The sequence below is a fragment of the Microbacterium sp. NPDC058342 genome (genome assembly GCF_042723935.1).
Taxonomy (GTDB): domain Bacteria; phylum Actinomycetota; class Actinomycetes; order Actinomycetales; family Microbacteriaceae; genus Microbacterium.
In genome coordinates, this window is the sequence record NZ_JBHXID010000003.1 from 209,458 (window position 1) to 221,896 (window position 12,439).

14 protein-coding genes are annotated in these 12,439 nt (G+C 71.0%); 11 read left to right on the forward strand and 3 right to left on the reverse strand.

Features of this window, described 5'->3' with window-relative positions:
- Position 1 precedes the first annotated feature (1 nt).
- From ACFWHT_RS14795 to ACFWHT_RS14825, 7 genes are read left to right on the forward strand one after another with little or no spacing between them, the layout of a single operon-like run.
- Positions 2-1,144 (forward strand): CpaF family protein, encoded by a 1,143-nt coding sequence (locus ACFWHT_RS14795; protein WP_378829913.1) that lies wholly within the window; start codon positions 2-4, stop codon positions 1,142-1,144.
- Positions 1,141-1,998: a type II secretion system F family protein gene (locus ACFWHT_RS14800; RefSeq protein ID WP_378829914.1), complete on the forward strand. Its 858-nt coding sequence runs from the start codon at positions 1,141-1,143 to the stop codon at positions 1,996-1,998. The genes ACFWHT_RS14795 and ACFWHT_RS14800 overlap by 4 nt, the downstream gene beginning before the upstream one ends.
- A complete protein-coding gene (locus tag ACFWHT_RS14805) occupies positions 1,995-2,933 on the forward strand; it encodes a type II secretion system F family protein (protein WP_378829916.1) in 939 nt (312 codons plus the stop codon). Before ACFWHT_RS14800 ends, ACFWHT_RS14805 begins: the two co-directional genes overlap by 4 nt.
- 22 nt (positions 2,934-2,955) lie before the next feature.
- A complete protein-coding gene (locus ACFWHT_RS14810) occupies positions 2,956-3,141 on the forward strand; it encodes a hypothetical protein (RefSeq protein WP_378829917.1) in 186 nt (61 codons plus the stop codon).
- Between the two features lie 11 nt (positions 3,142-3,152).
- A complete protein-coding gene (locus tag ACFWHT_RS14815) occupies positions 3,153-3,551 on the forward strand; it encodes a TadE/TadG family type IV pilus assembly protein (protein WP_378829918.1) in 399 nt (132 codons plus the stop codon).
- Entirely contained in the window at positions 3,544-3,999 is a 456-nt protein-coding gene (locus ACFWHT_RS14820; protein ID WP_378829920.1) for a TadE family protein, read from the forward strand. The genes ACFWHT_RS14815 and ACFWHT_RS14820 overlap by 8 nt, the downstream gene beginning before the upstream one ends.
- On the forward strand, positions 3,996-4,430 hold the full coding sequence (locus ACFWHT_RS14825; protein ID WP_378829921.1) for a pilus assembly protein TadG-related protein: 435 nt from the start codon (positions 3,996-3,998) through the stop codon (positions 4,428-4,430). Before ACFWHT_RS14820 ends, ACFWHT_RS14825 begins: the two co-directional genes overlap by 4 nt.
- A gap of 7 nt (positions 4,431-4,437) precedes the next feature.
- Here ACFWHT_RS14825 and ACFWHT_RS14830 read toward each other — a convergent pair whose 3' ends face one another.
- Entirely contained in the window at positions 4,438-5,661 is a 1,224-nt protein-coding gene (locus ACFWHT_RS14830; protein WP_378830022.1) for an MFS transporter, read from the reverse strand.
- A gap of 133 nt (positions 5,662-5,794) precedes the next feature.
- Between ACFWHT_RS14830 and prfB the strand changes: the two genes are divergently transcribed.
- Positions 5,795-6,904 (forward strand): peptide chain release factor 2, encoded by a 1,110-nt coding sequence (gene prfB, locus ACFWHT_RS14835; RefSeq protein ID WP_378829923.1) that lies wholly within the window; start codon positions 5,795-5,797, stop codon positions 6,902-6,904.
- A 75-nt stretch (positions 6,905-6,979) separates the two neighbouring features.
- On the opposite strand, the gene ACFWHT_RS14840 is transcribed toward prfB, so the two are convergent.
- On the reverse strand, positions 6,980-7,948 hold the full coding sequence (locus tag ACFWHT_RS14840) for a DUF2510 domain-containing protein (protein ID WP_378829924.1): 969 nt from the start codon (positions 7,946-7,948) through the stop codon (positions 6,980-6,982).
- 189 nt (positions 7,949-8,137) lie between these two features.
- On the opposite strand from ACFWHT_RS14840, the gene ftsE reads away from it, so the two are divergent.
- Genes ftsE through smpB form a run of 3 tightly spaced genes read left to right on the forward strand, consistent with a single transcriptional unit; the run spans position 8,138 to position 10,554 of the window.
- On the forward strand, positions 8,138-9,112 hold the full coding sequence (gene ftsE / locus ACFWHT_RS14845; protein WP_378829926.1) for a cell division ATP-binding protein FtsE: 975 nt from the start codon (positions 8,138-8,140) through the stop codon (positions 9,110-9,112).
- Positions 9,109-10,023: a permease-like cell division protein FtsX gene (gene ftsX / locus ACFWHT_RS14850; protein WP_378829929.1), complete on the forward strand. Its 915-nt coding sequence runs from the start codon at positions 9,109-9,111 to the stop codon at positions 10,021-10,023. Before ftsE ends, ftsX begins: the two co-directional genes overlap by 4 nt.
- Positions 10,024-10,077: 54 nt before the next feature.
- Positions 10,078-10,554, forward strand: a complete 477-nt coding sequence (smpB, locus tag ACFWHT_RS14855; RefSeq protein WP_378829931.1) for an SsrA-binding protein SmpB — start codon at positions 10,078-10,080, stop codon at positions 10,552-10,554.
- Between the two features lies 1 nt (position 10,555).
- Here smpB and ACFWHT_RS14860 read toward each other — a convergent pair whose 3' ends face one another.
- Positions 10,556-12,415 (reverse strand): prolyl oligopeptidase family serine peptidase, encoded by a 1,860-nt coding sequence (locus ACFWHT_RS14860; RefSeq protein WP_378829933.1) that lies wholly within the window; start codon positions 12,413-12,415, stop codon positions 10,556-10,558.
- Positions 12,416-12,439 lie beyond the last annotated feature (24 nt).

A 12,439-nucleotide genomic window follows, 5' to 3' on the forward strand; every position in this document is an offset into this window, starting at 1 on the left:
CGTGAGTCATCCGTCCCTGGTCGTCGCCGAGCGGGTGCGACGACGCCTGCGCCTCGAGCACACGGATCCCTCGTCGCACCCCGACGCGGCGCGGCACATCGCGCAGACCGAGGTTCGCAGGCACAACGACCTGGCGCTGCAGCGCGGCGAACCCATGATCGACGACGAGGCGGCGCTCGTGCGTGACGTGCTCGCCTCGGTCTCCGGGTTCGGCGCGCTGCAGCCGCTGCTGGACGACCCGGAGATCGAGGAGATCTGGCTGAACGGACCGGACCGCATCTTCGTGGCCCGCGGTGGCACGACCGAGCGGGTGGACCTGCACCTCACCGACGCGATCGTCCGCGATCTCGTCGAGCGGATGCTGCAGTCCACCGGCCGCCGGGTCGACGTCAGTCAGCCGTTCGTCGATGCGTCCCTGCCCGACGGCTCGCGCCTGCACGTCGCGATCGCGGATGTGGTGCGCGGATCCTGGGCGGTGAACATCCGGAAGTTCCTGCGGCAGCACCGCACGCTCGAGTCGCTGGTCGCCCAGGGATCGGTGCCGGCCCACGTCGCGGACCTTCTGCACCAGGCGCTGCTCGACGGGCGCAGCATCATCGTCTCGGGCGCCACGCATGCCGGCAAGACGACGCTGCTCGGTGCGCTGCTGGCGGCCTGCGCGGACCGTCAGCGCATCATCACGGTGGAGGAGACGTTCGAGCTCGCGGTGGACGGCCCCGACGTGGTCGCGCTGCAGGGGCGCCAGGCGAGTCTGGAGGGCACCGGTGAGATCACGCTGCGACGGCTGGTGAAGGAGGCCCTGCGCATGCGGCCCGATCGCATCGTCGTCGGCGAGGTGCGCGACGCCGAGGCGCTCGACCTGGTGCTCGCGCTGAACACCGGAGTACCCGCGGCGGGCACCGTGCACGCCAGCTCTGCCGACGAGGCGCTGGAGAAGCTGGCACTGCTGCCGCTGCTGGCGGGGAGGAACATCGATCGCGCCTTCATCGCTCCCGCGCTCGCCACCTCCATCTCGTACGTGGTCCACTGCCGCCGGGAGCCCGACGGCTCGCGCCGCGTCGCGGAGGTGGTCGCGCCGACGGGCGAAGTCGTGGACGGCCGCATCCGCAGCACGACCGTGTACCGCGCGGAGGTCGAAGGATGACTCTGCTGATCGGTGCGCTGCTCGGGGCCGGCCTGCTGCTGTGCGCGTCGCCCTGGCTCTGGCCGAGGCGCGAGCGAGTGGCCAGGCCGGCCCGTCGCGGACGCCTGCGCCGACTCCTGGAGGAGTCGGGCCACTCCCGGTCCTCCTCACGGGCGCTCGTCGCGATCATGGCGGCGCTGGCTCTGCTCGCCGCCTGCATCGCCTGGCTCGTCACCACGCTCCCCGTGCTGGCGATGCTCGCCGCGCTCATCGGCGCGGCATCGCCCGTCCTCTACCTCCGCGGCCGGAGGCTGCGCCTGCGCAAGGCGCGCCGACAGCTCTGGCCCGACGTGTGCGATCTGCTGGTGGCCGCCATCCGCGTCGGCCTCTCGCTGCCGGACGCCGTGGCGAGTCTCGCCGAATCGGCGCCGCCCGCCGTGCGCCCCGCGTTCGTCGTGTTCGCGCGCGACCTGAGAGCGACAGGTCGCTTCGAGACGAGCCTGGACAGACTCAAGGAGACGCTCGCCGACCCCATCGCGGATCGCATCATCGAGACCCTGCGCATGGCGCGTCAGGTCGGTGGAACCGAGCTCACCGGCGTGCTGCGCGCGCTGTCGTCGTCGGTGCGGGCGGATGCGGCGCTGCGCGGCGAGGTCGAGGCCCGACAGTCCTGGATCCGTGGTGCCGCGGTGCTGGGAGTGGTGGCGCCCTGGGTGATCCTCGCCCTGCTCGCGATGCGCCCCGAGGGCAGGAGCGCGTACGCCAGCGCCGAGGGGGTCGTCGTGATCATGGTCGGCGCCGTCGTCTCGGTCGTCGCCTACCGGATCATGCTGCGCATCGGCCGGCTGCCGGAGCCGGAGAGGTGGTTCGCGTGAACCCCGTCACGGACATCGCGCTCGCGGTGCTGCTCGGCGGATGCTTCGCACTGGGCGTGCTGGGAGTGCTCTCAGCGCTGCCGCGCTGGGGCGCACTGCCGCTCGACCGCCGCATCGCGCCCTACGTGCGAGACGTCGTGCCGGACGAGGCGTTACCCGCCGGCATCCTTCCGCGGGTGGGCGCCATGCCCGTGCGCGGACACCGTCTGCGCGAGATGGCCAGAGAGCGGTTCGAACGACTCCTCGGCGGCGGCGATGCGCTGGCGCTGCGGCTCGCCCAGGCGGGCGACGCACGCACGCCCGGGGCGTTCCGCGGACGACAGCTCGCCTGGGGCGTGGGCGGGTTCGTCGCCGGCGCGCTCGCCGTGGTCCTCATCGCCGTCTCGGGCCGGATGACGCCTCCCGCCGTGCTCCTGCCCGTGATCGCGGGGGCGGGAGCCGCCGTCGCATACGACATGCAGCTCACCGCGCGCGCCACCTCGCGTCGTGCCCGCCTGGCCGACGAGCTCCCGACGACGCTGGAGTTCCTCGCACTCTGCCTTTCCGCCGGAGAGTCCCTGCTGGACGCCCTGCGCCGCGTGTCGGGAATCGGCACCGGCGAGCTGACGGCGGAGCTGCGGCAGACGGTGCTCTCGGTGCACACCGGCTCTCCGCTGGCGGACGCGCTCGCAGAGACGGCGACGCGCCTGCAGCTGCCCGGGCTGTCCCGCGCCGTCGATCAGATCGTCGCCGCCCTCGAGCACGGTGCGCCCCTGGCCGCCGTGCTGCATTCCCAGGCGGCGGATGCGCGTGACGAGGCCAAACGCGTGCTCATCGAGCAGGCCGGCCGCAAGGAGATCGTCATGCTCCTCCCGCTCGTCTTCCTCATCCTTCCCCTCTCCGTCCTCTACGCCGTCTATCCCGGCCTCTTCATCCTCCGGCTCGGCCTCGGCTGAGCCCCGACCACAGGGAGCACATATGACCAGCAGCAGACTTCGGAACATCAGATGGCGCGCGCTCGCCGAGGACGAGCGCGGCGATGTGCCCGGATGGGTGCTCGTGACCCTCATGACTGCCGCGCTGGTCGTCGTGATCTGGGCCGTCGCCGGTCCCGCTCTCGTCGACCTCTTCGAGCAGGCCATCGGCCGCGTGTCGGGCATCTGACCGGCGTCCGCATGCGTGGCCGGCAGGCGTTCGCCGATGAGCGCGGATCGAGCCCCGTCGAGTTCGTGCTCGTCGGAGCACTGCTGACCGCGCTCACGCTCGCGGTGCTGCAGATCGCCCTCGCCGTCTACGTCCGCAACGTCGTCCACGACGCCGCCGTCGAGGGAGCGCACTACGCCGCGCTCGCCGACACCGACCTCGCCGAGGGGGCGGAACGCACGCGCGCTGTGATCACCCGGGCCGTCGGCGCCGCCTACGCACAGGACGTCGCCGCGGGGCAGGACGCCGCCCTGGGCCACGAGAGCGTGCTCATCCGCGTGCGCACGACCCTGCCGGTGCTCGGACTCATCGGGATCCCCTACGGATTGGAGGTGCAGGCGCGTGCGCCCGCGGAGTCGTTCGATGAGTGAGCGCCGCCGGGACCTCGCGAGCGAGGACGGCTCGGCGGCGCTGGAGTTCGTCGTCCTGGGTGTGCTCCTGCTCGTGCCTCTCGTCTACCTCGTGCTCACGCTCGGATCGGTCCAGGAGCAGACGCTGGGAGCAGAGGCCGCAGCCAGGCATGCGGCGCGAGTGATCGGTCAGGCGCCGGACGAGGCGACAGCGTCCGCCCGGGCGGACGCCGTGCTGGACAGCGTGATCCGCGAGTACGACATGAACGCCGACGCCGTGGACGTCGCGATCAGCTGCCGACCCGCCGGACCGAACTGCCCCGCAGCGGGAAGCACGGTCATCGTCACCGTCCGCACCCGTGTCAGCCTTCCGCTCATGCCGCCGCTGTTCGGCCTCGACCGCATCGCGGCGATCCCCGTCGAAGCGGAGTCCGTGCAGCGCGTGTCGAGGCTGTGGGGGACGGAATGACCCGTTCAGGCACGTTGCGCACGCTCGCGCGCGACGACGACGGGAGCATCCTGCCCCTGATCCTCGGGTACGCGCTGCTGGCGATCGCGGTGATCCTCGTCTGCGTGTGCGCCACCGACCTGTACATCGCGCAGAAGCGGCTGGACTCCCTGGCCGACGCGGCGGCGCTCGCCGGCGCCGACGGGTTCACTCTCGCCGCCGACGGGAACAGCGTGAGCGCCGAGCTCACGGACGAAGGGGTCCACGACCAGGCCGCGTCGCTCATCGACGCAGTCTCGCCGGAGTCCCGACTCGTCTCCGCCGTGACGCCCGACGGCGTCTCGGCGAGAGTCACGGTGAGCGCCGACTGGCATCCACCGCTCGTCTCCGCCTTCGTTCCCGACGGCGTGTCACTGGAGGCGACCGCCACCACCCGCACCGCGCTCCGCTAGCCGCGGATCACTCGTCGTGCCGGGCCAGGTACCTCGGCGTCCACCGCAGGAAGCCGGCCGCCCCGAGCAGGGCGATCACGCCCATCAGACCGGTCGCGAGCGACAGCGACACGGCGGCGGTCACGGCGGACACGATCAGCGGCGCCGCCGCGCCCCCGGCATCCGTCAGTGTCCGCCACGACCCGAGGAAGGTCGCCGGCTCCCGCTCCGGCGCCAGATCGGCGCCGAACGTGAGCAGGATGCCGCTGGAGAGACCGTTGCCCACACCGAGCACGGCCGCGAGCGCGCCGTACCAGAGCATCGCCGAATCCAGGTCATGCGTGAAGGAGAGCGCGACGAACCCGAGGCCCATCAGCAGCAGGGCGGGCATCCCCGCCCAGATGCGGCCGAAGCGGTCCATCACCTGCCCGCTCGCATAGAACAGTGCGAAGTCGATCGCGCCGGAGACGCCCACGATCAGGGCGATCGTCGTGGCATCCAGACCGAGCGAGACTCCCCACAGCGGCAGCACCACCTGACGCGCCGAGCGCACCGCCGAGAGGCAGGCCGCCGAGATGCCCAGTCTCGAGAGCACCCCCCGGTACGCCCACATCGTTCGCAGCACACCGCGCTGATCCGCGACGGGGATCGATCCGGTCACGACCTCGCCGGTGTCCTCCGCCACCGCTGCGCCCGTGGGCTTGAGCAGCGCCGGACTGCTGCGCTCCGGATCCGGTCCGAGCAGCACCAGCACCACGAGCACCGCCACGCACGCCAGCATGAACCAGACGGTGGCCAGCTCCGCACCCGTCACGCGGATGAGGGCCGCCGCGACGAATGGACCCACGAAGACGCCCAGACGGAAGCATCCGCCCAGCAGCGACAGCGCTCGGGCGCGGAACCTCGTCGGAACGCGCGTGGTCATGAACGCGTGCCGAGCCAGTCCGAACGCGGCCGCGCAGAAGCCGAGCAGGAACACCGCCGCCGTGAACAGCGGCAGCGAGGTCGCCAGCAGCATCCCGGAGCCGGCGACCATCGCGGCGAGGCCGGCATAGACCATCGTGAACCGCTCGCCGATCTTCGACACCAGCCGGCCCGAGGGGATGTTGCCGCACAGCTGGCCGACCACCAGGGCCGACGCCACCAGCGCCGCCATCGGCACGTCGGCTCCGAGCCCGGTCGCGAGCACGGGGATCAGCGGCAGCACGGCGCCCTCGCCGACCGCGAACAGCACGGTCGGCAGATAGACCATCGGCCCGAACCGCTTCAGAACACTTCCCGCACTGTCGCTCACACGCCCACGCTATCCGCTCCGTCGCGCCGCAGAACGGCCGACATCCCCGTGGCGCTCGGAACAGCGGCGCGGCGCGATAGGCTGAACTGCCATGTTCGAACTCGATCTCTCCGCCGACATCCAGGCCCTGCGACACACCTTCGGCGACATCCGCGAGGTCGTCGACGTCAACTCCCTGCGCCACGACATCGCGCGCCTCAGCGAGGAAGCCGGGGTGCCAGACCTCTGGGACGACCCCGAGAAGGCGCAGAAGGTCACCAGCGCGCTCAGCCACAAGCAGGCCGACCTCAAGCGCGTCACCGACGTCGAGCGCAGGCTCGACGATCTGGAGGTCCTCGTCGAGCTCGCCAACGAGATGCAGGACGACGACTCCGCCGACGAGGCGCGCAAGGAGCTCGCCTCTCTCACCGAGACGGTCAACCAGCTCGAGGTGCAGACCCTCCTCGACGGAGAGTACGACGAGCGCAACGCCATCATCACCATCCGCTCCGGTGCCGGCGGCGACGACGCCACCGACTTCGCCGAGATGCTCATGCGCATGTACCTGCGCTGGGCCGAGCAGCACGGCTACCCCGTCAAGGTCATGGACACCTCCTACGCCGAGGGTGCGGGCATCAAGTCCGCGACCTTCGAGATCACCGCGCCCTACGCGTTCGGCACGCTCTCGGTCGAAGCCGGCACGCACCGACTCGCCCGGATCAGCCCGTTCGGCTCGGCCGACAAGCGGCAGACCTCCTTCGCCGCGGTCGAGGTCATCCCGCTCATGGAGGAGGCGACCGAGGTCGACATCCCCGAGGGCGACATCCGCGTCGACGTGTTCCGCTCCTCCGGTCCGGGCGGGCAGTCGGTCAACACCACCGACTCCGCCGTGCGCCTCACGCACCTGCCGACCGGCATCGTCGTGTCGATGCAGAACGAGAAGTCGCAGATCCAGAACCGTGCCGCAGCCATGCGCGTGCTGCAGACCCGCCTGCTGCTGCTGCAGAAGGAGGAGGAGGCCGCGAAGAAGAAGGAACTCGCCGGCAACATCACCGCGAGCTGGGGCGACCAGATGCGCTCCTACTTCCTCTACGGTCAGCAGCTGGTCAAGGATCTGCGCACCGGTCACGAGTCCGGCAACCCCGCGAGCGTGTTCGACGGCGACCTCGACGACTTCATCTCGGCGGGCATCCGCTGGCGCAAGCGCAAGGACGAGGACTGATCCTCTCCACCGCACGAAGGAGGGTCCGGGAGCGATGCTCCCGGACCCACCATAGTCGTCCGCGCACGAGGTGCGTCAGCGAGCGCACTCCGCGATGGCCTCCTGGGTGACCTGCTGAGCCTGCGCGGCGTCGGCACCGAAGATGTCGGTGCCGCTCGCGATGGTGAGCAGGTTCACGTCGCTGAGGTCGGAGTCGTAGAAGTACTCGCCGATGCACAGCGCCACGTCGGGGTCGTCGTAGTCGGAGATGCCGTTGTCGTGCATCACCACGATGAAGCCGTCAGCGATCGCCTGCGGCTCGGGACGGATGTCTGCCGTCGTGGGGAAGCCGCTGGGCAGGCTGTCGATTGTCTGCTGGGTGATGAGCAGGGCGATCGAGGCCAGCAGCGTGAAGATGGCGACGATTCCGCCGACGAAAGCCAGGGCGGCGCCGACGATGCCGGGCCACTTCGCCGTGCCGGCCTTGAACAGCGAGATGATCGAGATCACGAAGCCCGCGAACAGGATCACCATGCCGATGACGATGACCGCCGGGTGCACGGGGATGCACGCCAGGATCGTGCCGAGCACGGCCAGGCCCAGCCCGATGAAGCCCAGGACGGGCAGCCGCTTCGGGCCGGCGGGTGTACTGCCCGGGTACGGCGTCGCGCCGTACGCGGGAGCGCCGTAGGCCGGCGCGTTCCCGTAGGCCGGCGCACCACCGTAGGCCGGCGCACTCCCGTACGCGTTCGCCGAACCGTCGGCCGCCGGGGCGGTGTAGCCGGGGGCGGTGTAGCCCGGCGTCGCACCGTACTCCGGTGCTGCGCCGTAGGGAGCGGATGCCTCAGGAGCGGGTGCCTCGGCAGGCGCCCCGGCGACAGGCTCGGATGCGGAGCCCGGAAGGTCTTCGCGACGCACCGTCGCGTCGGGGTCCGCGTCCGCCGGCGGGGCGGCCGCAGCCGGCGTCTCGCCGCTCCCCGGGGCGAAGTGCTCGGTCCACTGCGCGCCGTCCCACCAGCGCTGCCTCCCTGAACCGTCGTCGTACCATCCAGCCGGAATGCTCATCGCACCCTCCTCCTCGTGCGGGTCTCGCGTGCGATGGACGCGGATATCCCCGTGCGGCGCCGAACGCGCCCCCTCTGCATACGTGTATAGCAGGAGCGGGTGACGCGCACGCACTCCTGAGCGCGGCACGCGCCGGGTGGGAGTGTCGCTGGTCGCCGATCGGGTGGCCGCGCTTAGGCTCGAATGGCCATGATCCGGTTCGAGAACGTCACCAAACGCTATCGCGGCACGAAACGGCCAGCCCTCTCCGACGTCGACTTCAACGTCGAGGCGGGGGAGTTCGTGTTCCTCGTCGGAGCCTCCGGCTCCGGCAAGTCCAGCTGCCTGCGACTCATCCTCCGCGAGGACGTGCCCACCACGGGCCGTGTCGCCGTGCTCGGACGCGATCTGCGTTCGCTGGCCAATCGCAAGGTCCCGTACTTCCGGCGCCACATCGGCTCGGTCTTCCAGGACTTCCGCCTGCTCGCCTCCAAGACCGTCTACCAGAACGTCGCGTTCTCGCTGCAGGTGATCGGCTCCTCGCGCGGGTTCATCCAGCAGGCGGTGCCCGAGGCGCTCGCACTGGTGGGGCTGGACGGAAAGGCCAAGCGGATGCCGCACGAGCTCTCCGGTGGAGAGCAGCAGCGGGTCGCGATCGCGCGCGCCATCGTGAACCGCCCGAAGGTGCTGCTCGCCGACGAGCCCACCGGAAACCTCGACCCCGCGACATCCGTCGACATCATGCGGCTGCTCGCGCGCATCAACGCCGGCGGCACCACGGTGGTCATGGCCACGCACGAGGCCGGATTCGTCGATCAGATGCAGCGCCGCGTCATCGAGCTCAAGGAGGGCCTGATGGTGCGCGACGAGGTGGGCGGCGGATACGGCGACACCTCCGGCATCCCGCGCCTGCAGCCCGAGACGGTGCCTGGCGCGGCCGCGGCCGCGGCCCTCACCGCCGTTCAGGAGGTGCAGCGGCAGACGGCGGACGTGCCCGTCGCAGAAGCGGATGCCCCGCAGCAGGCTGCCGCGCCGGTCGACACGCCACCGGAGGAGCCGGCGTCGACCGTCGGACCGCGCACCAACCCCATCGTCATCCCGGAGGTGCAGGTCGACGAGCTGGGCATGGCCGATCGCCTCGGTCTGTCCGGTGACGACGAAGAGGAAGTGGGGCCGACCTCGTGAACTTCGGACTCATCGTCGGCGAGGCGCTGCTGGGCCTGCGTCGCAACCTCTCCATGGTCATCTCGGTCGTGCTCGTCACGTTCGTGTCTCTCACCTTCGTCGGCGCCGCGATCCTCATGCAGACGCAGATCAGCACCATGCGCGCCTACTGGGGCGAGAAGGCCGAGGTGACGGTCTACATGTGCTCTCCGCTCTCCACCGCGCCGACCTGCGTCGGCGGCGAAGCCACCGAGGAACAGATCGCCGAGGTCGAGCAGGCGCTCGAGGGCGACGCGCTGGCACCGCTGATCAGCGAGGTGCGCTTCCAGACCAAGGAGGAGGCGTTCCAGGACATCGTCGCGCAGCTCGGCGAGGAGCAGGCGGGCGTGATCGGAGTGGACAACACCTCGGTCGACTTCCGCATCACCATGAAGGACCCTCAGCAGTCCGAGGTGATCTCCGAGGCGTTCGGCGGGCAGGCGGGCGTCGACGCCGTGAAGGACCAGCGCAAGCTGCTCGATCCGCTGTTCTCCGCGCTCACGGTCGCGACGTACATCGCGGTCGGCGTGGCCGCGCTGATGCTCATCGCGGCCGTCCTGCTGATCGCGACGACCATCCGGCTCTCGGCGTACGCGCGGCGCAAGGAGATCGGCATCATGCGTCTGGTCGGTGCGTCGAACAGTTCGATTCAGACACCGTTCGTGCTCGAGGGCGTCTTCGCCGCGTTCCTCGGCTCGGTTCTCGCGAGTGCGGCGGTGCTCGCCGGCGTGCACTTCGGCGTCGAGGGGTATCTCGCGGAGCGCGTGCCGTTCATGCGGCCCCTGGTGGGAATGCAGGACGCCGCGTTCGTCGTGCCCGTGCTCATCGGGATCGGCGTGCTGCTCTCGGCGCTGTCCGCCGGCTTCGCGATCCGCCGCTGGCTGCGCACCTGATCGGCCGGTCGAACCGGATAGACTGATGGGCTGTCCCATCGTCAGGAGAAGAACATGCCCAGGGAACGCGGTGAGAAGGTCGTCGCGACCAACCGTCGCGCGCGTCACGACTACAACCTCGAGAAGTCGTATGAGGCTGGCCTCGTGCTCACCGGCACCGAGGTCAAGTCGCTGCGCCAGGGGCGTGCCAACCTCAGTGACGGCTACGCCTACATCAAGGGCGGTGAGGCGTTCCTCGACGCCGTGCACATCCCGGAGTACTCCCAGGGCCACTGGACCAACCACTCCGCCAAGCGCATCCGCAAGCTGCTGCTGCACCGTGACGAGATCCACAAGCTCGAGCACGCCGTCTCCGCCGGTGGGTACACGCTGATCCCGCTGCGGCTGTACTTCTCCGACGGGCGCGCCAAGGTCGAGATCGCGCTCGCGAAGGGCAAGCGCGAGTACGACAAGCGCCAGACGCTCCGAGAGCGTCAGGACACTCGCGAGGCCGAGCGCGCCATGCGGTTGCGCAACCGCGTGGGGGAGTAGCTCAGCCCCGCGGTTCGAAGCCGAAGGTCCGTGCGAGGAACGCCAGCTCGGTCTCCAGGGACGAGATGATGGTCTCGGCGCGGCGGAAGCCATGCCCCTCGCCCGGGTACAGCACGTATTCGTGCTGTACGCCGCGGGCCGTCAGGGCGTCGCGGATCGCCTCGGCCTGGGAAGGCGGCACGACCCGGTCGTCCTCGCCCTGCTCCAGCAGCACCGGGACATCGATCCGGTCGGGGTGCGAGAGCGGGGACCGTTTGAGGTACACGTCCTCCGCCTCGGGCAGGGGTCCCACGAGCCCGTCGAGATAGCGCGCCTCGAAGTCGTGCGTCTCAGCCGCCAGCATCCGCAGATCGGCGACGCCGTAGCGCGAGATGCCGGCGGCGAACGCGCCGCCGCGCACCAGCGCGCACAGCACCGTCCACCCACCGGCGGATCCGCCCCGGATCGCGATCCGGTCCGGGTCGGCGAGGCCGGCGTCTGCGAGCCCGCGCGCCGCGGCGATCACATCGTCGACGTCGGCGATGCCCCACCGGCCGTCCAGTCGCTCGCGGTACTCGCGCCCGTAGCCGGTCGACCCACCGTAGTTCACGTCGAGCACGCCGATGCCGCGGCTGGTCCAGTACGCGTAGGCGGTGGATGCCGCACCCGAGACGTGGGAGGTCGGTCCGCCGTGCACCATGACGATGTAGGGCGGCAGCTCGCCCTCGCCCGCCTCGGCGTCCGGGTGGGTGGGCGGGTAGTCGAACGCGTGCACGGGCCCGTGCAGGCCGTCGAACGTGACGGGCCTGGCGAGGGGGATCCAGTCGGCGTCGACAGGGGCACCGCCGCGCACGGCCGTGACCTCGCCGGAAGCCGAGTCGACGAGCCAGAGCCCCTTGTCGACATCCGCGCCGCTGCCCGAGATCAGCACGCGCGTCCCGGCGGCGTCGTCGACGCTCGCATCGCCGGTGACGGGCACCGCGAGCGGGTGCGCTTGGCCGGTGGCCGGGTCGATGAGCACGATCTCGTCGGCGCCGTTCGTGCGCACCGCCACGATCCGTCCGTTCTCGAGCATCCGGTACCACCGGTTTCCGAGCACCCACAGCCCGCCGCCGGTATCGGCGTCGGCGGGCGCGACGTCCTCGACCGACACCGTCTCCGCGCCGGACAGGTGCAGGCGTCGCAGGTTCCACCGCCCGCTCGTGTCGTCGAGGTGCAGCAGCTCGTCATCGGATGCCCAGTGCGGCTGCAGCGCCGTGCGGGCGCCGGCGTCCACGATCCGCTCCGGGCCGGCGACGAGCAGGTGGGCGCGCTGCCACGGCATCGCACCGACAGGCCATTCCACGAACGCGACCCGCTCTCCGTCGGGGGAGAGTGCGGGATGCGCGAAGAAGCCAGGGCCCTGAGCGTGCACGCGCAGGGCGCGCTCGTCGTCCGCCGCCGAGCCATCCCGCGGGATCTCCACGATGGCGCGCAGGTGCGGCTCCGCGCGCAGGTCCTCGCGCACCGCGAACAGCCGGCCCTGCTGCAGTGACAGGCCGCCGAAGGCGGCGCCCTCCGCGGTCAGCGGCCGCGGCTCGCCGTCCCGCGGCATGCAGTGCACCCGCTGGTCGGTCGCGTTCACGAAGAACAGCGTGCCCTCGGCATCCGCCGTCCACGCTCCGCCTCCGTACTCGTGCACGCGGGAGCGCGCGTTCCAGGGCTCGGGCAGGATCTCGGCACCCGTGGAGCTGCGCACCGTCACCCGGCCGCCCTGGTCCGGCACGGACTCGCCCCACCAGATCTCCTCGCCGACGAAGCACGCTCCGTCGATGCGGGCGGGCGCCCGGGACACCTCCGCGGCAGAGAGGGGCGAGGGCCAGGAACCGTACGGCGCGATCATGCTGCGAGCCTATCGAGCGTCCAC